This is a genomic window from Halopseudomonas sp. T1L2 (assembly GCF_055397385.1).
Window position 1 is genome coordinate 2,103,435 of sequence record NZ_AP040865.1, and the last position, 26,099, is coordinate 2,129,533.

Consider the following 26,099-nt stretch of genomic DNA (forward strand, 5'->3'; position numbering starts at 1 on the left):
GCAGGTCAGTCGTCGAAGCGATAACCCAGCGAACCGAGGGCGCGCTCATCATCAGACCAGCCGCGACGCACCTTGACCCAGAGGTTGAGCATGATCTTGCTGCCAAACAGCTTCTGCATGTCGAGGCGCGCTTCCTGACCGATCTTCTTCAACCGCTCACCGCCGTCACCAATGATGATTTTCTTCTGCCCTTCACGCTCGACCAGAATCAGCGCGTGAATATGCAGAATGCGCCCTTCCTGCTTGAACTGTTCGATTTCAACCGCAACCTGATAGGGAATCTCGGCGCCCAGTTGACGCATGACCTTTTCACGTACCAGCTCGGCAGCCAGAAAACGCGAGCTCTTGTCGGTCAGTTGATCTTCCGGGTAGAAGTGCTCACTCTCCGGCAGCCGTTCGGCAATCAGCGACTCCAGACGGTCGATATTGCGCCCCTGCAATGCAGACACCGGGACAACTTCGGCGTTGGGCAACTGCTTGGTCAACCATTCCAGATGCGGCAACAGCTCGTTCTTGTCGTCCATCCGATCGAGCTTGTTGACCACGATCAGCACGGGACAGGTCAGATACTGCACCCGCTCCAGCACCATCTGGTCTTCATCGGTCCAGCGCAGCCGGTCAACCACAAACAGGACAACGTCAACATCACGCAGGGCCTGACTGGCGCTCTTGTTCATAAAGCGGTTGAGGGCTTTCTCGTTTTCCTTGTGCAAGCCGGGGGTATCGACATAAATCGCCTGCACCGCTCCCTCGGTCTTGATACCGAGCAGCGTATGACGGGTTGTCTGCGGCTTGCGCGAGGTGATGGCCAGCTTCTGGCCGAGAATATGGTTCAGCAGGGTCGACTTGCCGACATTCGGCCGGCCGACAATGGCTACGTAACCGCAGCGGGAAACAGCATCAGTCATCGGCTCGCTCCACACCCAGGGCGATCAACGCCTGCTGGGCTGCCTGTTGTTCTGCAAGGCGGCGGCTACTGCCAACGCCGTAGGTGCGTTCGGCCAGCAATGCGACCTGACAGTCCACCTTGAATGTTCTGCAGTGGGCTTCACCACTGCTCTCGATCACTTCGTAACGCGGCAGCTCGCTTTGACGCGATTGCAGGAACTCCTGCAGCCGTGTTTTCGGATCCTTGTTGTTGTCGACCAGCGTCAGGGTCGCAATATGCTCGCCCAGCCAGTGCAGAATCCGCTCGCGGACCGGTTCGAGCCCGGCATCCAGATAAATGGCACCGATGATCGCCTCGGTTGCATCCGCCAGGATCGATTCGCGGCGAAAGCCTCCGCTCTTCAGCTCGCCGGAACCCAGGCGCAGGTACTCGCCCAGCTCAAAGCCCTTGGCCAGCTCGGCCAGGGTTACACCCTTGACCAGGCGTGCACGCAGCCGCGAAAGCTGGCCTTCTCGGGCCTGGGGAAAATGTTGGAACAGCATCTCGGCGGCAACAAAATTGAGAATCGAATCACCCAGAAACTCCAGGCGTTCATTGTTGCGCCCACCGAGACTGCGGTGGGTCAAGGCCAGCACCAGCAGGTCCTGGTCCTTGAATTGGTAGCCTATCCTGCGCTCTAGTCGGTCTAGCTTGTTGCTCACTTTAGCGGTCTGATAATGAATGTTTCGTCGAAGTGGACCAGCAGATCCACTGTATTCAGCAACGGCGCTCGCACTTCGTACTTGAGCACCAGGGTGTAGGCGTTCTGGCCGCTCTGCGTCACCTTGATGGCTTCCTTCGCGTCGATGTCGCGAATGCCGTTGAGCTGCATGCCCTTGTCAATGTAGCTGTTCAAGTCACGCAGCGAGTTGATCTTGATGGTCGGATCTTCATTGACCGTGGTAATGATATTGCGCAGCGAGTAATGATCCATGTAGATCGGGGTCAGCTTCATGGCAATGATCATGCCGAAGACAATCAGCGCAATAACGGCCAGCCAGCCGAAGAAGGATGCCCCTTGCTGTGAGTGGCGCATGAGAACCTCGTAATCCGTCGTTGATGTTATATCCTGTTCGGCGCACTCAATGGATCAGAGCGACGCTCGAAAAACTGGGCAGATTGCTCAGTTTCGGTTCCGGCCAATGCATCCAGACCGCGAAGGCCTTACCCACAATATAGTTGTCGGGAACCATTCCCCACAACTCCCTGGGCATATCCGCAGACTGCCAGTAACGGCTGTCGTTGGAGTTGTCGCGGTTATCGCCCATCATGAAATAGTGCCCTTCGGGCACCACCCACTCGTTCGGTCTGGGCGTCTGCGACAGCTGCTTCTGGCGGATCTGATGACTCACCTCACCGAGCTGCTCATTGAAGATAGCCGCCTTTGCCACTGCCTGCAGCGGATGACCGTCCGGCACTTCGTCATCCGGCACGATCTCAACCAGTTCGTGTTCAATCTTCTGACCGTTGATATACAGCTGCTTTCCAGCATAGCGGATATGATCGCCAGGCAAGCCGACAACACGCTTGATGTAGTTGATGGCAGGGTCGTTGGGGTAACGGAATACCATGACATCACCACGCTGCGGCTCGCCAATCGGGATGACCTTGGTGTCGATCACCGGCAGGCGAATACCGTAGGCAAACTTGTTGACGAGGATAAAGTCGCCTACGTCCAATGTCGGCTTCATTGAGCCGGAGGGAATCTGGAACGGCTCAACCAGGAAGGAACGCAGGATCAGCACTACCGCCAGCACAGGAAAGAACGACTTGCCGTATTCGACCAGCAGCGGCTCCTTGTCCAGCCGAGCTATGGTCTGAGGGTCGGCAACATCGACCTGGGCTTCATAGGTGGCAATCGCGCGACGACGACGTGGCGCGAGCACGATACGATCAAGCAGGGCCAGAAACCCACTGACGGCAACCGCAATCACCAGCACCAGTGGAAAGTTGATATGCATCATCGTTCGCGCTTACCGTCTCTAGTTGTCGACTTTGAGTACCGCCAGGAACGCATCCTGCGGAATCTCCACACTACCCACCTGCTTCATGCGCTTCTTGCCGGCCTTCTGCTTTTCAAGCAGTTTTTTCTTCCGGCTGGCATCACCACCATAGCACTTGGCAAGTACGTTCTTGCGTAACGCCTTGACGGTTGAGCGGGCGACGATCTGGCCACCAATGGCAGCCTGAATCGCCACATCGAACATTTGTCGCGGAATCAGGTCTTTCATCTTCTCGACCAACTGGCGTCCCTTGAAGGCCGCGTTGTCACGGTGCACGATCAACGCCAGCGCGTCGACCTTCTCGCCATTGATCAGCACGTCAAGACGCACCAGCTTGGCCGGCTGGAAGCGGTCGAAGCTGTAGTCCAGAGAAGCATAGCCGCGGCTGACCGACTTCAGCCGGTCGAAGAAATCGAGTACCACCTCATTCATCGGCAGATCATAGACAACCTGAACCTGGGTACCGAGAAAGACCATGTCGTGCTGCACGCCACGCTTGTCGATACAGAGCGTGATCACGCTGCCGAGGTGATCCTGTGGCACCAGAATGTTGGCACGCACGATCGGCTCGCGCATTTCCTCGATCATCGAGGGGTCGGGCAGCAGCGACGGGTTATCAACGTAGATAACCTCACCGCCCTTCTTCTCCACCTCGAACACTACGGTCGGGGCGGTGGTAATCAGATCCAGATCGTACTCGCGCTCCAGGCGCTCCTGGATGATCTCCATGTGCAGCATGCCGAGGAAACCGATACGGAAGCCAAAACCCAGTGCCTCGGAGCTTTCCGGCTCGAACTGCAGCGCAGCATCGTTCAGCGTCAGCTTCTGCAGCGCCTCGCGAAAATCCTCGAAATCATCAGAACTGACCGGAAACAGGCCGGCATAAACCTGCGGCTTGACCTTCTGGAAGCCCGGCAGCGGATCGACATCCGGGGTATTGGACAGGGTCAGGGTATCGCCCACCGGCGCACCATGAATGTCCTTGATACCGGCGATAATGAAGCCTACTTCACCGGCCTTCAGGTCAACAGTTTCGGTATGCTTGGGGTTGAACACGCCGACGCTGTCGACCAGATGGGTCTTGCCGGTCGACTTGACCAGCACCTTGTCACCCTTCTTGATCCGGCCATGCTTGACGCGCACCAGCGACACCACGCCAAGGTAGTTGTCGAACCAGGAATCAATGATCAATGCCTGCAGCGGTGCTTCGATCTCGCCTTCAGGCGCAGGAATGGAGTGAATCAGCGCTTCGAGCACATCCTCGACACCGATGCCGCTCTTCGCCGAGCAGGCAACCGCATCTGTCGCGTCAATGCCGATTACGCTTTCAATCTCGGCCTTGACCCGCTCCGGCTCGGCCTGGGGCAGGTCGATCTTGTTCAACACCGGCATGACCTCAAGGCCCTGCTCGATAGCGGTGTAGCAGTTGGCTACCGACTGCGCCTCCACACCCTGCGCAGCGTCCACCACCAACAGCGCGCCCTCGCAGGCAGCGAGCGAGCGGCTGACTTCGTAGTGAAAGTCCACGTGACCTGGGGTATCAATAAAGTTCAGCTGGTAGGTCTTGCCGTCTTTGGCGGTGTAATACAGCGTGACGCTGTGTGCCTTGATGGTGATACCACGCTCGCGCTCCAGATCCATGGAGTCGAGTACCTGCGCTTCCATTTCACGCTCGCTCAGGCCACCGCAGATCTGGATAAAGCGGTCGGCCAGCGTCGACTTGCCGTGGTCGATGTGGGCAATGATGGAAAAATTACGAATCAGGCTAAGGTCACTCACAGCGCGGATCATCCAGACAGGGTTGCCAGACATGGCGAGACGGGGAGGCGACTCCCCAAAACAGCCCGCGAGTTTACCTGATTAGCAGCCATGTCGCCATCGCTGCAGCCCCCGGTCATCGCCATCTCAAGACCGCTGATGACCGGAAGCCTGTGGCGACGACTTACTCCGCCAGGCGGAAGGTGATGTAACTGGCGCGGCCCTGACGAATCACCCGCATGGAGATAGAGCGATTGTCCGGCAGATCACGGGCAATACGCGTGAAGGTTTCCACCGAATCCACCGAACGATTGTCCAGGTTGGTGATGATATCGCCGGGCCGCAGCCCGACCATCGCACCCGGCCCCCGGCTCACCTCACGGACCACAACACCGGAGTGAATATCCAGGTTCTTCTTCTGGTCATCAGTCAACTCGACGACCGTCACGCCAAGACGGTTGGACGCTGCGCTCGGCGCCTGTTCATTGGTGCCTGTTGCCGCAACCGCATCATCATCCGGCAGCGTGCCAATCTCCATGGTCAGCGTCTTGCGCTGCTTGTCACGCATCACCACCAGCGTTGCGTCGGTTCCGGGACGAACCCGGCCTACCGCATGGGGCAGGTCGGACGAGCGCACCACTTCGTGACCATTGAACTCGAGGATGACATCGCCGACTTTCAAACCGCCCTTGTCGGCAGGACCGCCCGGCATGATCTGGGCCACCAGGGCACCGGCCGGCTTGGGCAGATCGAACGACTCGGCCAGATCCTTGTTGACCTCCTGAATGACGACACCCAGCCAGCCACGCTGGACACTGCCGCTATCCTTGATCTGCTCGACCACGTCCATTGCCACGTCCATCGGGATGGCGAACGAAAGCCCCATGAAGCCACCGGAGCGAGTGAAGATCTGGGAGTTTATGCCCACCACTTCGCCGTCCAGGTTGAACAGCGGACCACCGGAGTTACCCGGATTGATCGCTACGTCAGTCTGAATAAAGGGAACATAATTCTCGTTCGGCAGGCTGCGCCCCTTGGCACTGACGATACCGGCGGTTACCGAGTAGTCGAAGCCGAACGGCGAACCAATCGCCAGCACCCACTCGCCCGGTTTGAGGTCCGCCGACTTGCCGATCTTGACTACCGGCAGGTCGTCACCGGCATCAATTTTCAGCAACGCGAGGTCAGAACGCGGATCAGCGCCGACCAGCTCCGCCTGCATTTCCCGACGATCAGACAGCCGGACGAAAATCTCGTCGGCATCGGCTACCACATGGTTATTGGTCAGCACATAGCCATCACGGGAAATAATGAAGCCCGAGCCGAGCGACTGGGGAGCCTCTCGCTCGCGTGGCGCCGGGGCCTGCGGGAAGCTGCGCTCAAAGAATTCACGAAACATCGGCGGCATGCCCTCCAGATCAGGCATACCCTGCATGCCTGCAACCGGTTGGCTGGATACCTTTTGACGGGTACTGATATTGACGATAGCCGGGGAGGCCTCCTCCACCAGCTCGGTAAAGTCCGGCAAATCCGCGGCAACTGCCAGTGATTGCCACCCCAGGACCAGCACGCTCGCAGTTGCGAGGACCCAACGTCGAACAGACAACATAAGCCTGAATTCTCCTCACCTGTACTCAAGGACCATCTTGCAAGACATCAGCCGTTCAGCCGTCCCTCCTGGACGAGGGGCATCGCCTGCCCGGCAGAACGCAACACCTGCGGCATCAGCTGCGGGTCACGCTGGGCTCGCTGGCCGTGCCAACAAACCACTGCAAAACCGGCGATCAGACCGGATACCGCAGCCAAGATCACCATCGGCTCCGCTGCCCCCAGCGCCTGCGCCAGCAAAGCGGCAGCAAACAATCCGAGCAGTGGAGTCAGATAAACCCAGAGCGCGCCGCGCACGACGGCGTCCTCGGGAATACCGATAAAGACTTCATCACCTATTTGCCAACTGCGATCGGTCAGGGCACGGATAAATCCGCGCCTGGCACCGCTGCCAACCCGTGCGAGCAATGCCTGGCCGCAACCGGCCTTGGCGGCGCAGTTGCCACAGGTGCTGCTGCGCACCGTTTCAACCCACACCGCCCCCTCTTCAACACTGAGGACTCGCCCGCGCTCTTCAATCACTGGGCCATCTCCGCAGTCGCAAAGGGAAAGGACGCGGCGATACGCTCGGCGGTTGCCGGGGGAATTTCACCGACGATGGTTGCCAGATACCCCACACCCTCGACCTGCAATCGACGACTGACAGCCACGGTCGGCCCCAGCTGAGCAAGCAAATCTTCCGCCAGGGCCCCATCACCCAAAGGCTCGACAAACAGGGTAAATCGAGCCAGGCCATCGCTGAAGGCCTGACTCATGACCTGCGGTTCATTGACCGCCAGTGTGCGAACTACCGGCTCGCCGGCAACAAAACCCGGCGGAATCCAGCCAGGCACCCAGCCGGAGGTATCCACACGCTTTTCAAGCGGGTGCTCGGCCAGCGTCAGACAACTCGCTCCCGGTTCGAGCTGCTCGTCCGTCAACTCGGCAAACTGCACATCGGTAAACTGGAAGCGCTCAAGCAGCACATTGCGCTCGTTAATGAGCAGGGACTTGAGCAGCATGCCGGTCTGGTCATCCAGATACAGCTCATAGGCATAACGAAACGCGTCACGGGGCTTCATGGCGATCACCGTAACCGGGCGATCCGCAACCCGGGTGGTGCCCAGCACCTCCAGTGCATACCAGCGTTGCAGCTGAGCCGGATTCAGCGTCGCAGGTGCCTCACCGCGCCAGCCCGACACTGCGGCGAAGGAGCTGGCGCATTGAATCTGTCCGTCACGTCGCACCCATTCCTGCGGCTCGCCGTCGGCGCGCAACATGCGCTCGGTGACGCCATCACCATCGGCGCGGTGCCAGATATGGTGGGTGCTGAAACTGCCGGAGCGCTCGTAGACAAACGACCCCGAATAACTTTGCTGTCCTGATGCGTCGACCATTCCCTGCAGCCACTGGCCGGCATCGCGTGCCTGAACCAGCGGCGAGATCAGCAGAGCGGCCAGGGTCAGGCCGCTCAGCGAGCATCGACAACCGACCACTAGCGACCTTCCATGCTGGCTGCACGGGCATAAGGAATGAGCTGCGGACTCGCCATCTGCGCACTGGATTCGGCATGCTCACGCAGATAGCGACCGATGCGCTGTTCGTGCCACGCAGACGGCGCTTGAGCAGGCGCAAGAGGCTCTGCACCGGCGTTTCCGGCCTGCGAGTACCCTGCCAGCACCGCACCGGAACGCGCTGCCGGGTTGGCCTGCAGCATCGACGGCGCGGTCATGGTGCCGGCCGTCATCTGAGCACCGCCGGGCGCATCGCCCTGGTTGACCATGCGCACACCGACCAGCACCGCCAGGGTCACCGAAGCGGCCACTGCAACACGGCCCAGGTTGCGCCAGATAGTGGAGACCGGTTTGACATCGGCTGGCGCCGGCGCCATCTGCAGCTCTGGCTCGTCGCGCAGCGCGGCAGCAATACCTGCAGACAGATCAACAGCCCCCTGCCAAGGCTCCTTGTGCATCACCGCACGTGCCACCTGATAGCGCGACCAGGTACTACGCAGTGCCGGGTCCTGCTCAGCGGCCTGGAGAACACGGCGCACTTCCAGCTCGTCAGCCTCGTTATCCATAAGCGCGGAAAGAGACTCCTGCAAGACTTCGCTTCTCATTGCTTTACCTCTGCTGTTGGCCCATCGGGCTCACTGCGTTGCACCCCACCCTGCTACCTAGGCTTCAAGCAGCGGTTTCAGGGCTTTGTCGATTGCCTCCCGCGCCCGGAAGATCCGGGATCGAACTGTGCCTACCGGACAGTCCATCACATTGGCAATGTCTTCATAGCTCAACCCTTCGAACTCGCGCAGGGTCAAAGCCGTTCTTAAATCATCAGGCAACTGTTGCAGCGTTCGGTTCACTACTTGCTCGATTTCGTCGCGCAACATGTCGCGCTCGGGCGAGTGAATATCCTTGAGAATGCTGTCGCCGTCGTAATACTCCGCCTCATCTGCGGCTATATCGCTGTCCGGCGGGCGGCGATTGCGTGCCACCAGATAATTCTTCGCCGTATTGATCGCGATGCGATACAGCCAGGTGTAGAAGGCACTGTCGCCGCGAAAATTCGGCAGCGCACGGTACGCCTTGATAAAGGCCTCCTGAGCCACATCCTGCGCTTCGTGACTGTCATGCACGAAACGGGTCACCAGCGCGAGAATCTTGTGCTGGTACTTGAGAACCAGCAGGTCGAAGGCACGCTTGTCGCCCTTCTGAACACGCTCAACCAGCTGTTGATCGCTCTGCCCCGTCATTGACTTGCCACTCTTCGGAGTCCGCGATCAGCGTTGTTATCGTAGACACAAGATGTAACCAAAAGTTCTCCCCTCACTCAGGTTCAGGACTAGGAGCACGGGCGATGTTAAAAAGTTCCCCCTTGAATGCAATAAGCCATCACTCATATCAACCGCAGTGATGCCCCAGGCACTCCCCCATGGGTGGCAGTATTGTGAGCGACTCGCCTTCTATATACTAGGCCACCTCGACGCAAGCATTGAGCGCAAAGAACGCAATGACTCAACAACGGCAATACGATGTACTGGTCATCGGCAGCGGCGCTGCCGGCCTGACTTTGGCACTGCACCTGGCAAGCGACCTGCGTGTCGCCGTGCTCAGCAAGGGGCAGCTGTCGGAAGGCTCCACGTTCTGGGCGCAAGGCGGCGTTGCTGCCGTGCTTGACGACACCGACACGGTCGATGCACATGTTCAGGATACCCTGATCGCCGGCGGCGGCTTGTGCCATGAAGATGCCGTGCGCCAGATCGTTGGCGACAGCCGCGATGCGATCGGCTGGCTGGTTGAACAGGGGGTCCCCTTCACCCGCGAACGACGCGAGGACGGCAGCGAAAGTGACGATTTTCACCTGACCCGCGAAGGCGGCCACAGCCACCGGCGCATCATTCACGCCGCCGACGCCACCGGCGCCGCGATTTTCAATACGCTGCTGCAGCGCGCCCAGCAGCACGACAACATCGAGCTGCTCGACAACCGCGTTGCAGTCGACCTGATCACCACCCACAAGCTCGGCCGCGACGGCAATCAATGCCTCGGCGCCTATATCCTGAACCGCTCGACGGGCCACGTCGAAACCGTTGCTGCACGCTTCACCGTGCTGGCTACCGGCGGCGCCAGCAAGGTGTATCTGTACACCAGCAACCCCGACAGCGCCTCGGGCGACGGCATTGCCATGGCCTGGCGGGCCGGCTGCCGGGTAGCCAATATGGAATTCAATCAATTCCACCCAACCTGCCTGTATCACCCCAAGGCCAAAAGCTTTCTGGTTACCGAAGCATTGCGAGGTGAAGGGGCGCTACTGCGTCTGCCCAACGGTGAGCGCTTCATGCCGCGCTTCGATAAGCGCGCCGAACTGGCACCGCGTGACATCGTGGCCCGGGCGATTGACCACGAGATGAAGCGTCTGGGGCTCGATTGCGTCTATCTGGATATCACCCACAAGCCGGCCGACTTCATCCGCAGCCACTTCCCGACCGTGCACGAGCGCTGCCTGGCCTTCGGTATCGACATCACCAGGGAACCGATTCCGGTGGTCCCCGCAGCGCACTACACCTGCGGCGGCGTGATGGTCGACAGCAGCGGCAGAACCGACATCGATCAGCTTTACGCCATCGGTGAAACCAGCTTTACCGGCCTGCACGGCGCCAACCGCATGGCCAGCAACTCGCTGCTCGAGTGCATCGTCTACGGCCGCGCCGCCAGTCGTGACATTCTGGAGCAGCTTGACCGCATCGCCATGCCGCAGAACCTGCCCAACTGGGACGAGAGCCAGGTGACCGACTCGGACGAGGACGTCATCATTTCGCACAACTGGGATGAGCTGCGGCGCTTTATGTGGGACTACGTAGGGATCGTACGGACATCCAAGCGCCTGCAGCGGGCCAAACACCGGGTCGACATGCTGCGCGCCGAAATTCACGAGTTCTACAGCAACTACCGGGTCAGCCGCGATCTGCTTGAGCTGCGCAACCTGGCCCTGGTGGCCGACCTGATCATCCGTTCGGCCATGCTGCGCCGTGAAAGCCGCGGCTTGCATTACACGCTGGACTTTCCGGCGCAGCTGGACGAAGCGCAGGATACTATTCTGCAGCCGCCCAGCGCTGGCGACTGAAACGCAGCCGCAGACGCAACCGCCGCAGGCTTTCCTCGGAGGCTGCGTCGGCCGGCAACACGACCGACACCGGGCACCAGCGCCCCTGCTCACGCAACCGAACGACCGTCAGCATGGCACTGACATAGGTATCGCCAAGCAGCCGGGCAGCGACCTCCGAGCCATCACGCCGCAGAATGTGCCAACCGTCGCTGTCAAAGCGCAGACCGGTTACCGAGTGCGGGTGACTCAGGCTGATCTGACGCGGCCAGACCCAGCTGCAGTAACAGGCGACCAGCAACAGACAAAGTAGACTCGGCCAAAGGGGCAGCGCGCTTTGCAACACACCGACACAGGCCAGCAAGCCCATCAACATCAGGGCCAGCGCCAGCCAGCGTGAAGGCTGGCGACGCAGCAAAAGGTATTCAGTCGGGCTGTACACGATCGAGAATCATCTCCACGATGCGCTGCAAATCCGGGTCCTCCGGCTTGCTGCGCTGCATGAACCAGCCGAACATATCCTGATCCTCACATTCCAGCAGCTTCTGATAACGCTGCTTATCGGCTGCCTCCAGCGTCGGATACGCTTCCTGCAGGAAGGGCACCAGCAATACATCCAGCTCCAGCATGCCGCGACGGCTATGCCAGAACAAGCGCTTCATTTCTATATCGGCCGACATCGGCAACTCCACAGTGAGGATTGATCTGCTCGGTAAAAACCGCATTATAACGTCAGGCAACGCCTGACAAGCACCTGCCATGGCCCCTATGATGTACCACCTGAACCATTGGAACAACGACAGGCATGACTCAACTACCCGACCTCGCCGCTCGTTTTACTGACGACCGGGCAGACTGCGCCACCTGCATCAGCATGCTGAGCCACGAAGGCATTATCGCCGTTGAAGGCGTCGATACCGACAAGTTTCTCCAGGGCCAGCTCACCTGCGACCTGAAATCCGTCACCGGCACCACTGCCACCCTGGGTGCTCGCTGTAACCCCAAGGGCAGAATGCAGTCGAGTTTTTACCTGTGGCGAACGGATCAGGGCGTCATGCTGGGCCTTGATCGCCAGTTGATCGCCGCACAGCTCGCCGATCTCGGCAAGTACGCCGTCTTCTACAAATGCGAACTGAGCGACCAGAGTGACAACCGGGTCGGCTTCGGTATCTGGGGCGAAGCCGCCGATGCGGCCCTGCAGAGCTGTGGCCTCGACATGCCAGCCAATGGCACGGTGGCGCACAAGGATGACCTGTTTGCCATCGGCCTGCCCGGCGGCGCCTGCGTCCTGTGGGTGCCGACCGAGCAAGCCGAGTATCTGCTGGACACCCTGTGCCAGCATGCCGATCCGGTCAGCCTGAACCAATGGCAGCTGCAGCGCATTCGCAGCGGGGTCGGCCAGGTCAGCGACGAAACCCGGGAGCACTTTATCCCGCAAATGCTCAACCTTCAGCAGCTCGGCGGTGTAAGTTTCCGCAAGGGCTGCTATACCGGTCAGGAAATCGTGGCGCGCATGCAGTACCTGGGCAAGCTGAAACGCCGCATGTACCGTCTGCTGATGGCCGGAGAAGCACCGCCCTCGCCCGGTACCGAGATCGTCGACCGCGAGAGCGGCAAGGCGGTTGGAGAGGTCGTCATGGCCGCCCGCAGCCATAAGGCCATTGAAATGCTGGCTGTTGTTCAGAAAGATGCGGCACAATTGACCACATTGAGTGCAGGCGATAGCGACGGACCACTGATCAGCCTTGCCGACCTGCCCTATGAACGCGAACTCACCAGCGCAGAAGCCGAATAACAGAGAAACAAGGGACACGAGATGACAGATCTTGCCCAGCGCGTCCAGGACGAGCTGATACAGGCCATCGAGAAAGACCAACTGGTGCTGCCCACACTGCCGGAAGTCGCCCTGCGAGTACGCGAGGCAGCTGAGGATCCGGATGTCAGCATTCCCCACCTGGTGAAGGAAATCAGCAACGACGCGGCCCTCAGCGCCCGACTGATCAAGGTCGTCAACAGCCCGCTGCTGCGCAGTCGTCAGGAAATCACTGATCTGGCCATGGCAGTCAACCGCATGGGCATTACCTACACCGCCAACCTGGCAACCGGTTTGGCGATGTCACAAATGTTCCAGGCGACCTCCGACGTCATTGATCGCAAGATGCGTGAGGTCTGGACCCGCAGTACCGAAGTGGCAGGCATCAGCCACGTTCTCTGCCGTCACTACACCAAACTCAAGCCCGACCAGGCCACGCTTGCCGGCCTGGTGCACCAGATTGGCGTGCTGCCGATTCTGTCGTATGCCGAGGAAAACTCGCAGTTGCTGCGCGACTCCATCAGTCTCAATCTGGTCATTGACCGCATCCATCCGGTTCTCGGGGATCGCATCCTGCAGGCCTGGGACTTTCCGGCACCACTGCGTCACGTGCCCTCGGAGCACCTGGACTTTCAGCGCAACTCGTCCAGCGTCGATTACGCCGACATTGTTCAGGTCGCCATGCTGCAGTCACTGGCAGGCACTCAGCACCCCTATGCACTGATGGACTGGAGCACGATCCCCTCCTTCGCCAAGCTGGGGCTGGATCCGGCAGGCGAGCAGGAAGACGAAGACCTGTCAGCCGAAATGGAAGCCGCCATGCAGCTGCTGGCCTGAGCCAGCAGCAGTGCGAGCCTCCGGTTACCGCCGCGTCCACTGCGGCGGTCGCTTCTCCAGAAAGGCATTTACGCCCTCTACCGTATCCTCCAGCTCGAACAGATCGACGAAGCGCTCGCGCTCACGCGCCAGCAGGGTATTGATCGGCTGATCTCTGCCCCCTTGAATCAGTTCCTTGCAGTAACGCACAGCCGCCGGACTCTGCCGTGCAACCTGCGCCGCCAGGTGCAACGCCACGCCCAGTGCCTGCCCCTGCTCAACACATTCCTCGACCAGACCGATGCGCTCGGCACGCACTCCATCGACCCGCTCGCCGCACAGGATCATGCGCTTGGCCCAGCCCTCTCCAACCAGCCAGGCGAGCGCCTGAGTGCCTCCCGCGCAGGGCAGCAAGCCGACGCCCGCCTCCGGCAGCGCCATCTGCGCCTGCCGCTCGGCGATGCGAATATCGCAGGCCAGAGCGCACTCCAGCCCACCCCCCATCGCGTAACCGTTGATGGCAGCAATGGTGACCCCGGAAAAGTCGCGCAGCGCCTCAAATGCCAGGCCGAACAACCGCGCCATCTCCCGGGCGCGGGCAGGATTGCCATCGGCAAACATCTTCAGGTCGGCGCCCGCCGAAAAGAAACGCTCGCCGCGCCCGGTCAGCACCAGCGCATAGATATCCGGGTCATTGTTCAGATGCCTGAGCAGGTCCGGCAGCCCGTGCAGGGTATCGGAATCCCAGGTATTGGCCGGCGGGTTGTCGATGGTGACCAGCGCCGTATGGCCGGCCTTTTGTACCACCAGCTTGTCGGTGCGCGGAACCAGCGCGGTATAGGGTTGCAGAGCATGTTCCATGACAATCTCCAGCAGTCGTCAGGCAAGTTACCGGAGAGGGTCTGGCAAGCTCCAGTCGATGGGTGCCAGTCCGTTACTGACAAGATAGTCGTTCGCTGCGGAAAAGTGGCCGTTGCCGATGAAGCCACGATGGGCGGACAGCGGCGAAGGGTGCACCGAGGTCAGCACACAGTGCCGGGTTCGATCAATCTGCTCACCCTTGCGCTGGGCATAGCTACCCCACAGCAGAAAGACACAGTGTTCGCAGCGCTCATTGACGAGTTCGATCACCCTCGAGGTGAAACGTTCCCAACCCCGCCTAGCGTGCGACCCGGCTTGGCCCTGCTCGACCGTCAGCACTGCATTGAGCAGCAATACGCCCTGCTCTGCCCATGACTGCAGGCAGCCGTGCTGCGGTATTGGCAGACCAAGATCGCGATTGATTTCCTTGAAGATATTGCGCAGCGACGGCGGCGTACGCACCCCCGGCGGCACCGAGAAGCTCAAGCCGTGCGCCTGCCCGGGGCCGTGATACGGGTCCTGCCCGATAATCACCACCCGTACCTTGTCCAGCGGCGTTGAATTGAGCGCATTGAAGATCAGCGCACCCGGCGGAAAGATCGCCTTGCCCGCCGCCTTTTCGGCCTGCAGAAAATCGCGCAGCTGCTGCATGTAGGGCTGCGCGAACTCGCCCTGAAGGGCATCAAGCCAGTCTGGCTTCAACTGCACTGCCCGTTCCGTCATGGGTTACTCCGCCAGCGGTACCGCCTGATTGACGCAGCGGACCACGCGATCACGGCTATCCCTGAGCACCCCGGAAAGGCCGTTCATATTGCTGGCGTGCAGCACCAGAATGCCGTCGACACATTCGGCCTCGTGCTTGGCCGGATTACGGCGCAGACTGCCCGCCTCCTCCGAACCGACCGTTACCACCCGATAGTCGGCAAGCTCCAGCCCTTCCTCCGGGTTGACGATATTCAGATAGCCGTACAAATGCAGCACGGCGACCGTGGCAATCACGGTGATAATGGCCGTGAGAATGATCGGCAGCTTGTTGATTTCCTGCGCTTGCGACATCGGTTGCTCCAATTACAGAATGTTGGCGTAGTCGGCTTCGACTCGATCCAGACTGAGGTTGTTCAAAAACCCCGAAAAGCACATCCAGGCGCTCAGGGCGTTGAGGTCGGCAAAGGGCGCCGGCAGGTAGCGCGGCGGCACAACCAGCCCCTCGTCCACCAGTTGCCCCAGGGTACGCATATCCTCCAGCGTGGTCTTGCCGCAGAACAACAGCGGAATCTGCTGCAGTTTGCCCTTGCGCACCGCCAGCTGGATATAGTTGTAGGTCAGGATAAATCCCTTCAGATAAACCAGATCCTTGGTGAACGGCAGACCGTTGCTGGCCGAGCCACGGAATACACGACTGGTATTGTTGTAGCTGTCGTCACGGGAATAGCCTTCGTCCCGATAGAACTGAAAGACATCAAGAAAATCACCACCGGTCTCGGCAATCTGAATCGCCCGGGTACGGTCGGTCAGCTTGCGCAGGCGTGCCGGATAGGAGTTGAACGTCAGGACCTCCATCAGAATGGCCAGCCCTTCCTGGGTCACCGTGGACGACGGCGGTCCCTTGGCCAGGAAGGTACAGATCGGCTGGTGCTGGCCGTTGAGACTGGTCGCCACATGCACCATCCCCTCGTGCACAGCCAGAATGTTCAGGTCACGCTGGTTGAACATCGCATCGCTGCGGATCTTGATGTAGTCGGCACCCGCGGCGGCATCAGCGACGATACCGTCGGACTCGAACACGCGCACCGCCTGGTCGTCCGGGAACGCCTCGTTCATGCGTGCCTGCAGAATCTGCACCGCGTCGGGCGCCGCGATGGTTTTCGGGTCGCGCGCCAGTTCGGTACGGGCAATGTTCTTCAGCGACTCGCTGAGCATGATGCCCAGGTCGGTCAAGGTCGGATCGCCGGCGTGAAAAGCGTCCGATGCCGCGCCATAGAGCTCCTGCGAGATCAGTCCAAAATCCTGGGTACCGCGTGCCTCCAGCATGCGGATGACCATGCGGTATTCCCGGCACATACGCCGCATGATCTGGCCAACCGGGTTGAAGCTGCCCAGCTGGCGAGTGATATCACGCTCGATATCCTGAAAAATCTGCCGCCGTTCAGCCGGATCAAAGCTCAGCGGACGCTGGGCGTAATAGTCCGCATTGACATCAGGCAGCGCCTTGCAGCGCTTCTTGAGGAAGGTGTCACGGATACTGTCGTCCCACTTGATGGCATCCAGCACCCGAATCGGCGCCTGCGCCTCGACAATCCGATCAGACAGACTGCGGATGACCAGCTGATACTGCTCACTCTGTTTCACGGGGGTGGCTCCCTTTGGTCGCAGCTTCAAGCCTTAAGCCGCAAGCTACAAGCTGTCCGTGCATTCACGCAATCTCGCGGACTACGCGGACAATCTGATGCTCATCATAGTCCTGGACAGCACGAACTACTTGCCGCTTGAAGCTTAAAGCTTGCAGCTGGCGGCGAAGCCGCCTAGGCCGTTTCTGGCCGCATGTGCGGGAACAGGATGACGTCGCGGATCGACGGCGAGTTGGTCAGCAGCATGACCAGGCGGTCGATACCGATCCCTTCACCGGCGGTCGGCGGCATGCCGTATTCCAGCGCGCGCACGAAGTCGGCGTCGTAGTGCATGGCCTCATCATCACCGGCGTCCTTTTCGGCCACCTGGGCGAGGAAGCGTTCGGCCTGGTCTTCGGCGTCGTTAAGCTCCGAGTAGGCGTTGGCGATCTCGCGGCCACCGATAAACAGCTCGAAACGATCGGTGACGTTCGGGTTGTCGTCATTGCGGCGCGCCAGCGGCGAGACTTCGAACGGGTATTCGGTGATGAAGTGCGGCTGCTCCAGCTTGTGCTCGACCAGCTCCTCGAAAATCATTACCTGCAGCTTGCCCAGCCCCTCGTGACCAAGCACCTTGGCGCCGGCCTTCTTGGCGATGGCGCGGGCTTTTTCGACGTCATTGAGATCGTCGGCGGTGATCTCCGGGTTGTACTTGAGAATGGAGTCATACACCGACAGACGCACGAAGGGCTCGCCGAAGTGGAAGACCTTGTCGCCGTAGGGCACGTCGGTGGTGCCGAGCACCGCCTGCGCCAGCTCGCGGAACAGCTCTTCGGTCAGGTCCATGTTGTCGCGGTAGTCTGCGTAGGCCTGATAGAACTCGAGCATGGTGAACTCGGGGTTATGACGGGTCGAGACACCTTCATTGCGGAAGTTGCGGTTGATCTCGAACACCTTCTCGAAGCCGCCAACTACCAGACGCTTGAGGTACAGTTCCGGCGCGATGCGCAGGAACATCGGCATGTCCAGGGCGTTGTGATGGGTCTCAAATGGCTTGGCCGCCGCGCCACCCGGAATGGTCTGCAGCATCGGAGTTTCGACTTCCAGGAAGCCGCGGTCGTTGAGGAACCGACGGATATGCGCGATCACCTGTGAACGCACGCGGAAGGTATGACGCGCTTCCTCGTTGACAATCAGGTCAACGTAGCGCTGACGGTAGCGCTGCTCGGTATCGGTCAGACCATGGTGCTTGTCCGGCAGCGGGCGCAGTGACTTGGTCAGCAGACGCACGTCCTTCATATGCACATAGAGATCGCCCTTGCCGGAGCGCGCCAGAGTGCCTTCAGCGGCGATGATGTCACCCAGATCCCAGGTCTTGATCGCTTCCAGGGTCTCGGCCGGCAGCCCCTTGCGGTCAACATAGACCTGCAGACGGCCGGAACTGTCCTGCAGCACCATAAAGGCGCCGCGGTTGAGCATGATGCGTCCGGCGATCTTGACCGGGATTGCCGCTGCTTCCAGCTCTTCCTTGCTCTTGCCCTCGTAGGCCTTCTGCAGGTCGGCGCACAGGCTGTCGCGGCGGAAGTCGTTGGGGAAGGCGATACCCTGTTCGCGAGCAGCGGCCAGTTTGGCCTTGCGCTGGGCGATCAGCTGATTCTCTTCCTCGTGATGGGCTTGCAGGTCTTGCGGCTGGTCGGTCATGTCAGTGAAATCCCGGAAAAATCAATTCGGTTAGCGGCCCGCAGCGCGGGCCTCGGCGGATTGCCGTGCGGCGCTCGGCTTACAGGCCCTGTTTCAGGCTGGCCTCGATAAACTCGTCGAGATCGCCGTCAAGTACCGCGTTGCAGTTGCTGTTCTCGATACCGGTGCGCAAATCCTTGATGCGCGACTGGTCGAGCACATAGGAGCGAATCTGGTGGCCCCAGCCGATGTCGGACTTGGTGTCTTCCAGCGCCTGCGCAGCCTCGGTACGTTTCATCATTTCCAGTTCGTACAACTTGGCCCGCAACATCTTCATTGCGTGGTCCTTGTTGGCGTGCTGCGAACGCTGATTCTGGCAGCTGACCACGGTGTTGGTCGGGATATGGGTAATCCGTACCGCCGAGTCGGTGGTGTTAACGTGCTGACCACCCGCCCCGGACGAGCGATAGGTATCCACCCGCAGATCCGCCGGGTTGATATCGATTTCGATATCGTCGTCGATCTCGGGTGCAGCAAAAACCGCAGAGAACGACGTATGACGACGGTTGCCGGAGTCGAACGGGCTCTTGCGCACCAGTCGATGCACGCCAATCTCGGTACGCAGCCAACCGAAAGCGTATTCACCGCGAACGTGAACGGTCGCACTCTTGATGCCGGCGACTTCGCCCTCGGACAGTTCAACGATTTCGGCATCGAAGCCATGCTGATCGGCCCAGCGCAGGTACATGCGCAGCAGAATATTGGCCCAGTCCTGCGCTTCGGTCCCACCGGAACCGGCCTGAATATCCAGGTAGCAGTTGTTGGCGTCCATCTCACCACTGAACATGCGGCGGAATTCGAGCTTCTCAAGCGACTCTTGCAGACGCTGCAACTCGCTCACCACATCATCCACCGCGCCCTGGTCGCCCTCTTCGGCGGCCATTTCCAGCAATTCGCCGGCATCCGCCAGGCCGCTGCTCATTTCATCCAGGGTTTCAACGATCTGCGCCAGTGCAGCGCGTTCACGCCCCAGGTTCTGGGCGCGCTCCGGGTCGTTCCAGACACCGGGATCTTCCAGCTCACGCTCTACTTCGGTCAGACGATCACGCTTGTGATCGTAGTCAAAGATACCCCCTGATGGTTTCAGAGCGGCTTCTCAGGTCTTTGATGGTGTTCAGAATCGGATTGATTTCCATGGTGACGAATCCCGGCAGGAAAAAGCCGCCATTGTAGCGGAATTCAGTCGCCGCGTGCAGCCGTCATGCCCGCTGAGCAAAGGCCCGCAGATAAACCAGCGTGCCCAGGCCCCAGAGCGCATTGAGGATGAATCCGATGGCGAAGCGCGGCGCAAACAGCTGCCAGTCCAGACCATAGCCCTTGAGTGGAAATACCAGCAACAGGGCAACCAGAGTCAGCACGATCCCGCCAAACAGGGCCGCCTTGAGCCAGACCAGCGACTTGCCCATGCGCGCCAGCGCCAGCACCAGAACAATCCCCCAGATACCACCCCAGAATGCCGAGGACACCACAGAGGGCACTGCCAGTGGCGCAACCGGCTCGAGGGAAAACGCAGGGAAAGGCACCACCCCGGCGGCATGCAGCAGCGCCAGTGCAGGCTGATGAAAGCTGAATACCGCAAGAAATCCGGCAATGAACGCAAGCACCCCGTGACGCATGAGACCCCCACTCGATACGCTGAACGTTACAGCACTATAGCAGCCTGATGATCAGCCGCATTGACGGCAGGCGGCTTGAGCGACAGCCGCTCCAGAACCGGATAGATATCCAGCGCCGACTGCGGCCGACTGAACCAGAAGCCCTGCACGAAGTTGCAGCCCTCGTTGTGCAGAAAATCCATCTGCTCCGGGGTCTCGATACCTTCGGCGATGACATCCATATCCAGCCCTCGCCCCAGGCCGATGATGGCGCGGCTGATCGCCTTGAGGCGCTCATCGTCAGGCGCCCGGGTAATAAAGCTCTTGTCGACCTTGATAATGTGCAACGGGTAGCGATGCAGATACCCGAGCGAAGAGAAGCCGGTACCAAAGTCATCCAGCGCAATGCGAATCCCCATGCTCTCCAGCTCCCGCAGTGCTGCCAGGGTATCGGGGACGTCGCGCATCAGCAGGCTCTCGGTGATTTCCAGCACCAGGCTGGACGGCGGCAACCCGGTTTCCCGCAGGATTTGCGCCACCCGATTGGGGAAGCCCTGTTCCTGCAACTGCCGGCTGGACAGGTTGACCGAGCAGCGCAGGGTGCTGAGCCCTTGTTGCTGCCACTGACGCACCTGGGCACAGGCCTGTTGCAGGACCCATTCACCCACCTCGACAATCTCGCCCGACTCTTCCAGAACCGGAATAAATTCGTCCGGAGACACCAGCCGCGCGCCCTGCCGCCAGCGCAGCAATGCTTCAACACCGACAGCATGGGCACGTCCGGCGGAAACCTGCACGATGGGCTGATAGAACAGCTCGAACTGACGCTGCGCCAGTGCCTCGCTGAGTGCGTTTTCAAGATTCAGGCGCTGATTCACCTCTTCCTGCAGCGCCTCGCTGTAGAGCGCCAGCTGCGACTTGCCGAACGCCTTGGCCCGATACAGGGCAAGATCCGCCTCGCGCAGCACATCCTGCTGGCCACCATGGCCCTTGAGAGGAGCCACGCCGATACTGACGCTGACCGACAAGCGCCGAGAGGCCGCGATGATCGGGTACTGCAATGCGTGCATGATGCGCTTCGCCACCACTTCCGCATCGCCGGCCACGGCCATGTCATCCAGCAACACCACAAATTCATCACCACCAAAGCGCGCCAGGTGATCGCCCGGGCGCAGGCAGCGCTCAATCCGCTTGGCGACCTGAATCAGCACCTGATCACCGACCTGGTGTCCAAGGCTGTCATTGATCAGCTTGAAGCGATCCAGGTCGATAAACAGCACCGCCGCATGACGTGCCCCCGGCTTGGCCTGACGCTGCAGCGCCTGGGTCAGCAGCTGGCTGACCTGCTGCCGGTTGGGCAACCCGGTCAACTCGTCATGCAACACCATGTGCGCCAGCTCCTGCTCGGTCTGCTTGCGCTGGCTGATATCGGTCAGCGACCCGGCCAGCAGGTGCTCGCCGTGCAGATCGGTGGCCGCTACGCCACGGATCATTACCCAGAGCAGGCGCCCCCAGCTGTCACGCATTTCGCACTCGACATGCAGATACGGCTGACGACCATCAAGGTGCGACTGTACCGCCGCAAGGAACCCGCCGCGCTGCAGCTCGGGAATCAAGGCCGCCCAGTCAACCAGGGTACGTGGAGCACGCCCCGCGTCGAGCCCGAGCATGGCCAGCCAGCGCTCCGATACATGCAGCCGATCGTCCTCGACATGCCACTCCCAGAGCCCGTCACTGGCGCCCTGAACAGCGCGGGCATAGCGATCCTCACTCGCCTGCAGCGCCATCTTGCCGGCACTGGAGTAGGTATCGACGGTCAGACTGAGATCAAAGAAGGCCACCTTCAGCAGACTGCCATAGAGCTGTTCGGCCAGCTTCGGTTCATCACGCCACTGACGGTTGATGGCCCGATGCATGAAATCAAGATAGAAGTGAAAGGCCGCCAGATACCACTTGAGATCCACGCCCAGGCGCTCATGGGTCAGCCCCACCAGCAGGCGCAGACGCACGTACTGCAGGTCATACGGGCCACGCAGCAGTTGCCGGAAGTAGGTTTGCTGCTGCCCCTTCAGCGCAGTCAGGCGGCCGGGATGGGAAAGCAACCTGGCCGGCTCGTCAAACTGTTCCAGATGCTGGAGCAGCGCCTCGATGCATTCCGCATGCAAATGATCGAGCGTCGGCAGGTGGGCGCCCAGGCAGTCGAACCCGGTGTCATTAATCAGCAGCAGGCGCAGCCGTTGCCTCACCTCATTGGGGTTCAGCCCAAGGTGACGCTGCATATTCAGCAATTGCTGCTTCAGGTCCGGCACGTCCTTGCCCCCAAGCGCGCCCGACTTATCCTCGGGCAAAAAGAATGGTGATGCATTTGTGATCTCTGTATCACTGCATGAAAACCAAAAGCGCCCGGCAGGTCAATCCCCTGAATACGTCAATCTAGCAGCCTGTTGAAATTCGCCTACGGTCTGTCTGACTTTGCAGTGTAAGGTTTACGATATCGGCTCCAATCTGCCGGGAACCCCGATTTCCATGCGTGGCGCCGATATCACTCAGGAATCCTTGTTCACTGTCGCCAAGCTCGATGACTTCGTGCCAGCGACTCACCCCCTGCGCGCCATCCGCAAGCTGGCAGACACCGCTCTGCAGCGGATGAGCGCCCTGTTTGACACCTTGTATGCCGACACCGGTCGCGCCTCGATCGCCCCCGAGAAGCTGATGCGGGCACAGTTGCTGCAGTTGTTCTACTCGCTGCGCAGCGAGCGGATGCTCATGGAGCAACTGGGCTACAACCTGCTGTTCCGCTGGTTCGTCGGCTTGGCCATCGATGATCCGGTGTGGGATCACTCGGTCTTCTCGAAGAACCGTGACCGTCTCAATGCCCAGGCCGTGGCCACCGAATTTCTGAGCGAGGTGGTGCGCCTGGCAGAGAAGCAGGGGCTGATCTCGGATGAGCACTTCTCAGTCGACGGCACATTGCTGCAAGCCTGGGCCTCTCAGAAGAGTTTCCGGCCCAAGGACGACTCTCCAGACGATCAAGGCCCCGGACCACGCAATGCCCCGCCGGACTTCAAGGGGCACAAGCGCAGCAACGACACCCACGCCTCGACCAGCGATCCGGATGCCCGGCTGTACCGAAAGAGCCACAACACCGGCGCGCAGCTGAGTTACATGGGGCATGTGCTGATGGAACACCGCAGTGGCCTGGTGCGCAGTGCTCATGTGACTCTGGCCGGTGGCCGTGGCGAACGCGAAGCCGCGCTGGCGATGCTGAGCAAGCTGGGTGGTCGCCGTCGCCGCACCTTGGCTGCGGACAAGGCCTACGATACGGCAGACTTCGTGGCCGCCTGTCGGGCACTCGGCGTGACACCGCATGTGGCACAGAACACCAGTGGCCGGCGTAGCGCCATCGACGGCCGTACCACGCGCCATGCTGGCTATGGACTGAGCCTGAAGATTCGCGCCTGGATCGAAACCCACTTCGGCTGGCTCAAGGCGGCGGCAGGCCTGCGCCAGGTGAAGCAACGCGGACTTGAGCGTGTCGACGCGCTGTTCCAGCTGGCCATGGCGGCAAGCAACCTGGTGCGCCTGCCGAAGCTGCTGGCTACAGGCTCAATGGCATGAGCGCGTTGACGGGGAAGGTGCGCCTGGAGCACGCCAAATCGGGCTATTTCCATCGATTGGCGCCCTAAACGGGAAGTAAACGAGCGCGACCGCTGCTGCCAGAAGCAGTGGACGTAATCATCGCGGCGAATTTCAACAGGCTGCTAGACGTCGCTGACCGGTTCGAGATGACGAACCATCAGCTGCAGGCTCTGACGCCCGCGAAATTCGTTGATATCCAGCGTGTAGGCCAGCAGCACCCGACTGACGGATGCATTGGGCCAGCACTGCGGGTCAATGTTGAAGGCAATCGCATCAAGAGGCTGCGCAGTGCCCGGCACACGCAATACCAGCTTGAGGTGCCGTTCGCCGACCAGCCGTTGCTGCAGCACCTGAAACTCGCCATGAAACAGCGGCTCGGGGAAATGCTGCCCCCAGGGCCCGGCTTCGCGCAGGGAGGCGGCGATATCCATCGACAGATCACTGGCCTGCAGCTCGCCATCGGAGAGCAGCCGCCCGGTCAGATCCTCAGCCTGCAGCTGACGTCGCACTTCAGCATCAAAGGCCGCGGCAAAGGCCGGAAAATCCGCCTCACGCAGTGACAATCCGGCCGCCATGGCGTGACCACCAAACTTGCTGATCAGCTCGGGGTGACGCGCCGCGACCGCGTCCAGTGCATCACGGATATGCAGCCCGTTAACCGAACGCGCCGAGCCCTTGACCATGCCATCTCCTGCATCGGCAAAGGCGATTACCGGGCGATGAAAGCGGTCTTTCAGGCGCGAGGCCAGAATGCCGATCACCCCCTGATGCCATTCCGGGTCGTACAGACACAGCCCGAACGGCAGCGCAGTTTCGTCCAGCTGCATGCTTTCCAGGGTCTTCAGCGCCTGCTGCTGCATGTCGCGCTCGATTGCCTTGCGGTCACGGTTGAGTGCGTCCAGTTCACGAGCCATATCCAGCGCCAGCGACTCGCTGTCAGTCAGCAGGCATTCGATACCCAGACTCATGTCGTCCAGCCGACCGGCCGCGTTCAGACGCGGGCCAACAATAAAGCCGAGATCGGTCGATACCAGCCGCTCGCGCGGGCGCCCGGCCACCTCCAGCAGCGCGCGAATCCCCGGGCGGCAGCGCCCGGCACGAATGCGCGCCAGCCCCTGATGCACCAGAATGCGGTTATTGGCATCCAGCGGCACCACATCCGCCACCGTACCAAGCGCCACCAGATCCAGCAGTTCGGCCAGGTTCGGCTCCGCTCGCCCGGTTTCGGCAAACCAGCCACTGTCACGCAGCGCCGCCCGCAGCGCCAGCATGACGTAAAAAATCACCCCGACGCCGGCCATCGCCTTACTGACAAAGCCACAACCGGGCTGGCTCGGATTGACGATGGCATCGGCTGCCGGCAGCTGTTCGCCGGGCAAGTGATGATCCGTCACCACGACCTGCAACCCGGCCGCCTTGGCGGCAGCAACGCCGTCGATGCTGGAGATGCCGTTGTCGACTGTAACCAGAACCTGCGGCGAGCGGGTCAGCGCTACTTCAACAATTTCCGGCGTCAGACCATAGCCGTACTCGAAGCGGTTGGGCACCAGATAGTCGACCTGCGCCGCACCCAGCATGCGCAACGCCAGCACGGCAACGCTGCTGGCCGTGGCGCCGTCGGCGTCGAAGTCACCCACAATCAGGATCGACTGGCGCGAACGCAGCGCCTGCTCCAGCACCGCGACCGCCCGATCAATACCGAGCAGGCCGTTAAACGGCAACAGAGCCTGCAACCTCCGGTCCAGCTCTGCCTCGTTCAGCACGCCGCGGGCGGCATACAGGCGTGTAAGCAGCGGCGGCAGACTGCCCAGAGCGGGCAGCGCAGGCGGCAAGGGGCGAGTTTCTATCTGCATCGGCTCAACGCTCGCCCTGCAACCATTCGATCGGCAGCTCGTGCTGCAGATCGCCATCGCTGACGTACAGTACGCCATCGCTGATCATCACACCCCAGTCGATGCTGCGCGGCAAATCGGTAGACAGCGCCTGCAGAGGCTCCTCGGGCAGGGCCGCCACATTCAGGTTGGCCAGCGACGCGACAGCAGACAGCTGCTTGCTGATCCATACCCGAGTATTGCCATACACCAGCACCGATACCTTCTCGGCACGGCGCGAACACCAAGTCATGCGATCGGCATCGGGTTGACCAACCTCAATCCAGTGTTCGACCCGGTCATCCAGGGTTTTCAGCCACAGTGCCGGTTCATCAACATCCGACAGCCCGCGACCGAACGTCAGACGCTCGTGGTACCAGAGGGCGTAGGCCAACAGGCGAACCGCCAGCCGCTCTTCGGTCTCCGACGGGTGACGGGCAACGGTCATGCGCACGTTCTCGTACACACCCAGGTCGGTGTCGGTGATATTCAGCTGAACCTTGTAAGGGGTTGCCTGCAGGGCCATCGCAAATGTGTCCATCAGAAAAACGGGCACGCA

The 26,099-nt window shown here is 60.7% G+C and carries 26 protein-coding genes; 4 read left to right on the plus strand and 22 right to left on the minus strand.

The genetic code is table 11. The features are described from left to right. Nucleotides 1-5 precede the first annotated feature (5 nt). The 10 genes from era to rpoE all read right to left on the minus strand — a co-directional run bounded on the left by era (nt 6) and on the right by rpoE (nt 9,028). Complete coding sequence (era, locus tag ACZ5WQ_RS09830) at nt 6-908, minus strand: GTPase Era (protein WP_088273352.1); 903 nt, start codon at nt 906-908, stop codon at nt 6-8. Beyond that, nucleotides 901-1,590, minus strand: coding sequence for a ribonuclease III (gene rnc / locus ACZ5WQ_RS09835; protein ID WP_088273350.1), 690 nt, complete (start codon nt 1,588-1,590; stop codon nt 901-903). The genes era and rnc overlap by 8 nt, the downstream gene beginning before the upstream one ends. Further along, nucleotides 1,587-1,964 carry a DUF4845 domain-containing protein gene (locus ACZ5WQ_RS09840; protein ID WP_088273348.1) on the minus strand — a complete coding sequence of 126 codons (378 nt, stop codon included), beginning with the start codon at nt 1,962-1,964 and terminating at the stop codon, nt 1,587-1,589. The genes rnc and ACZ5WQ_RS09840 overlap by 4 nt, the downstream gene beginning before the upstream one ends. Before the next feature lie 46 nt (nt 1,965-2,010). Then, entirely contained in the window at nt 2,011-2,889 is an 879-nt protein-coding gene (gene lepB / locus ACZ5WQ_RS09845; protein WP_088273900.1) for a signal peptidase I, read from the minus strand. Between the two features lie 21 nt (nt 2,890-2,910). After that, on the minus strand, nt 2,911-4,710 hold the full coding sequence (gene lepA, locus ACZ5WQ_RS09850; RefSeq protein ID WP_088273899.1) for a translation elongation factor 4: 1,800 nt from the start codon (nt 4,708-4,710) through the stop codon (nt 2,911-2,913). A 163-nt stretch (nt 4,711-4,873) separates the two neighbouring features. After that, nucleotides 4,874-6,298: a DegQ family serine endoprotease gene (locus ACZ5WQ_RS09855; protein ID WP_228245119.1), complete on the minus strand. Its 1,425-nt coding sequence runs from the start codon at nt 6,296-6,298 to the stop codon at nt 4,874-4,876. 47 nt (nt 6,299-6,345) lie between these two features. After that, nucleotides 6,346-6,819, minus strand: coding sequence for a SoxR reducing system RseC family protein (locus ACZ5WQ_RS09860; RefSeq protein ID WP_464382253.1), 474 nt, complete (start codon nt 6,817-6,819; stop codon nt 6,346-6,348). Continuing rightward, nucleotides 6,816-7,772, minus strand: a complete 957-nt coding sequence (locus tag ACZ5WQ_RS09865; protein WP_088273344.1) for a MucB/RseB C-terminal domain-containing protein — start codon at nt 7,770-7,772, stop codon at nt 6,816-6,818. Before ACZ5WQ_RS09865 ends, ACZ5WQ_RS09860 begins: the two co-directional genes overlap by 4 nt. Then, nucleotides 7,772-8,395, minus strand: a complete 624-nt coding sequence (locus ACZ5WQ_RS09870) for a sigma-E factor negative regulatory protein (RefSeq protein WP_088273343.1) — start codon at nt 8,393-8,395, stop codon at nt 7,772-7,774. The genes ACZ5WQ_RS09865 and ACZ5WQ_RS09870 overlap by 1 nt, the downstream gene beginning before the upstream one ends. A gap of 57 nt (nt 8,396-8,452) precedes the next feature. Beyond that, the gene (rpoE, locus tag ACZ5WQ_RS09875) at nt 8,453-9,028 is read right to left on the minus strand and encodes an RNA polymerase sigma factor RpoE (protein WP_088273341.1); all 576 of its coding nucleotides are present in this window, start codon (nt 9,026-9,028) and stop codon (nt 8,453-8,455) included. A gap of 257 nt (nt 9,029-9,285) precedes the next feature. Between rpoE and nadB the strand changes: the two genes are divergently transcribed. Then, a complete protein-coding gene (gene nadB / locus ACZ5WQ_RS09880; RefSeq protein WP_228245116.1) occupies nt 9,286-10,899 on the plus strand; it encodes an L-aspartate oxidase in 1,614 nt (537 codons plus the stop codon). Here nadB and ACZ5WQ_RS09885 read toward each other — a convergent pair. Beyond that, nucleotides 10,868-11,320, minus strand: coding sequence for a hypothetical protein (locus tag ACZ5WQ_RS09885; RefSeq protein WP_228245115.1), 453 nt, complete (start codon nt 11,318-11,320; stop codon nt 10,868-10,870). The two genes, nadB and ACZ5WQ_RS09885, sit on opposite strands and share 32 nt — an antisense overlap. Then, a complete protein-coding gene (locus ACZ5WQ_RS09890) occupies nt 11,304-11,558 on the minus strand; it encodes an FAD assembly factor SdhE (protein ID WP_088273335.1) in 255 nt (84 codons plus the stop codon). Before ACZ5WQ_RS09890 ends, ACZ5WQ_RS09885 begins: the two co-directional genes overlap by 17 nt. Before the next feature lie 194 nt (nt 11,559-11,752). Here ACZ5WQ_RS09890 and ygfZ point away from each other — a divergent pair, with 194 nt between their 5' ends. Continuing rightward, a complete protein-coding gene (gene ygfZ / locus ACZ5WQ_RS09895) occupies nt 11,753-12,673 on the plus strand; it encodes a CAF17-like 4Fe-4S cluster assembly/insertion protein YgfZ (RefSeq protein ID WP_228245353.1) in 921 nt (306 codons plus the stop codon). Between the two features lie 21 nt (nt 12,674-12,694). Beyond that, the gene (locus ACZ5WQ_RS09900; RefSeq protein WP_228245114.1) at nt 12,695-13,528 is read left to right on the plus strand and encodes an HDOD domain-containing protein; all 834 of its coding nucleotides are present in this window, start codon (nt 12,695-12,697) and stop codon (nt 13,526-13,528) included. A gap of 24 nt (nt 13,529-13,552) precedes the next feature. On the opposite strand, the gene ACZ5WQ_RS09905 is transcribed toward ACZ5WQ_RS09900, so the two are convergent. The 8 genes from ACZ5WQ_RS09905 to ACZ5WQ_RS09940 form a co-directional block, all read right to left on the minus strand. Further along, nucleotides 13,553-14,368, minus strand: coding sequence for an enoyl-CoA hydratase (locus ACZ5WQ_RS09905; protein ID WP_228245113.1), 816 nt, complete (start codon nt 14,366-14,368; stop codon nt 13,553-13,555). A gap of 27 nt (nt 14,369-14,395) precedes the next feature. Beyond that, nucleotides 14,396-15,091, minus strand: a complete 696-nt coding sequence (gene ung, locus ACZ5WQ_RS09910; RefSeq protein ID WP_464382254.1) for a uracil-DNA glycosylase — start codon at nt 15,089-15,091, stop codon at nt 14,396-14,398. 3 nt (nt 15,092-15,094) lie between these two features. After that, on the minus strand, nt 15,095-15,424 hold the full coding sequence (locus ACZ5WQ_RS09915; protein WP_228245111.1) for a hypothetical protein: 330 nt from the start codon (nt 15,422-15,424) through the stop codon (nt 15,095-15,097). A 12-nt stretch (nt 15,425-15,436) separates the two neighbouring features. Next, entirely contained in the window at nt 15,437-16,717 is a 1,281-nt protein-coding gene (locus ACZ5WQ_RS09920; protein WP_228245110.1) for a flavohemoglobin expression-modulating QEGLA motif protein, read from the minus strand. Nucleotides 16,718-16,890: 173 nt separating this feature from the next. Beyond that, nucleotides 16,891-18,396, minus strand: coding sequence for a lysine--tRNA ligase (lysS, locus tag ACZ5WQ_RS09925; RefSeq protein ID WP_228245109.1), 1,506 nt, complete (start codon nt 18,394-18,396; stop codon nt 16,891-16,893). A 79-nt stretch (nt 18,397-18,475) separates the two neighbouring features. Continuing rightward, a protein-coding gene (gene prfB, locus ACZ5WQ_RS09930) for a peptide chain release factor 2 (RefSeq protein WP_228245108.1) occupies nt 18,476-19,571 on the minus strand; the annotation gives its coding sequence in 2 pieces (ribosomal slippage) (nt 18,476-19,498 and nt 19,500-19,571; 1,095 coding nt in all). 63 nt (nt 19,572-19,634) lie between these two features. Beyond that, entirely contained in the window at nt 19,635-20,051 is a 417-nt protein-coding gene (locus tag ACZ5WQ_RS09935; RefSeq protein ID WP_228245107.1) for a hypothetical protein, read from the minus strand. Between the two features lie 26 nt (nt 20,052-20,077). After that, nucleotides 20,078-22,339 (minus strand): putative bifunctional diguanylate cyclase/phosphodiesterase, encoded by a 2,262-nt coding sequence (locus ACZ5WQ_RS09940; protein ID WP_228245106.1) that lies wholly within the window; start codon nt 22,337-22,339, stop codon nt 20,078-20,080. Nucleotides 22,340-22,556: 217 nt separating this feature from the next. Here ACZ5WQ_RS09940 and ACZ5WQ_RS09945 point away from each other — a divergent pair, with 217 nt between their 5' ends. Beyond that, nucleotides 22,557-23,648 (plus strand): IS5 family transposase, encoded by a 1,092-nt coding sequence (locus ACZ5WQ_RS09945; protein ID WP_464383627.1) that lies wholly within the window; start codon nt 22,557-22,559, stop codon nt 23,646-23,648. Between the two features lie 143 nt (nt 23,649-23,791). On the opposite strand, the gene recJ is transcribed toward ACZ5WQ_RS09945, so the two are convergent. Together recJ and ACZ5WQ_RS09955 are read right to left on the minus strand one after the other, a co-directional pair. Continuing rightward, entirely contained in the window at nt 23,792-25,522 is a 1,731-nt protein-coding gene (recJ, locus tag ACZ5WQ_RS09950; protein WP_228245105.1) for a single-stranded-DNA-specific exonuclease RecJ, read from the minus strand. Nucleotides 25,523-25,526: 4 nt separating this feature from the next. Then, nucleotides 25,527-26,066: a YaeQ family protein gene (locus tag ACZ5WQ_RS09955; RefSeq protein ID WP_228245350.1), complete on the minus strand. Its 540-nt coding sequence runs from the start codon at nt 26,064-26,066 to the stop codon at nt 25,527-25,529. Nucleotides 26,067-26,099 lie beyond the last annotated feature (33 nt).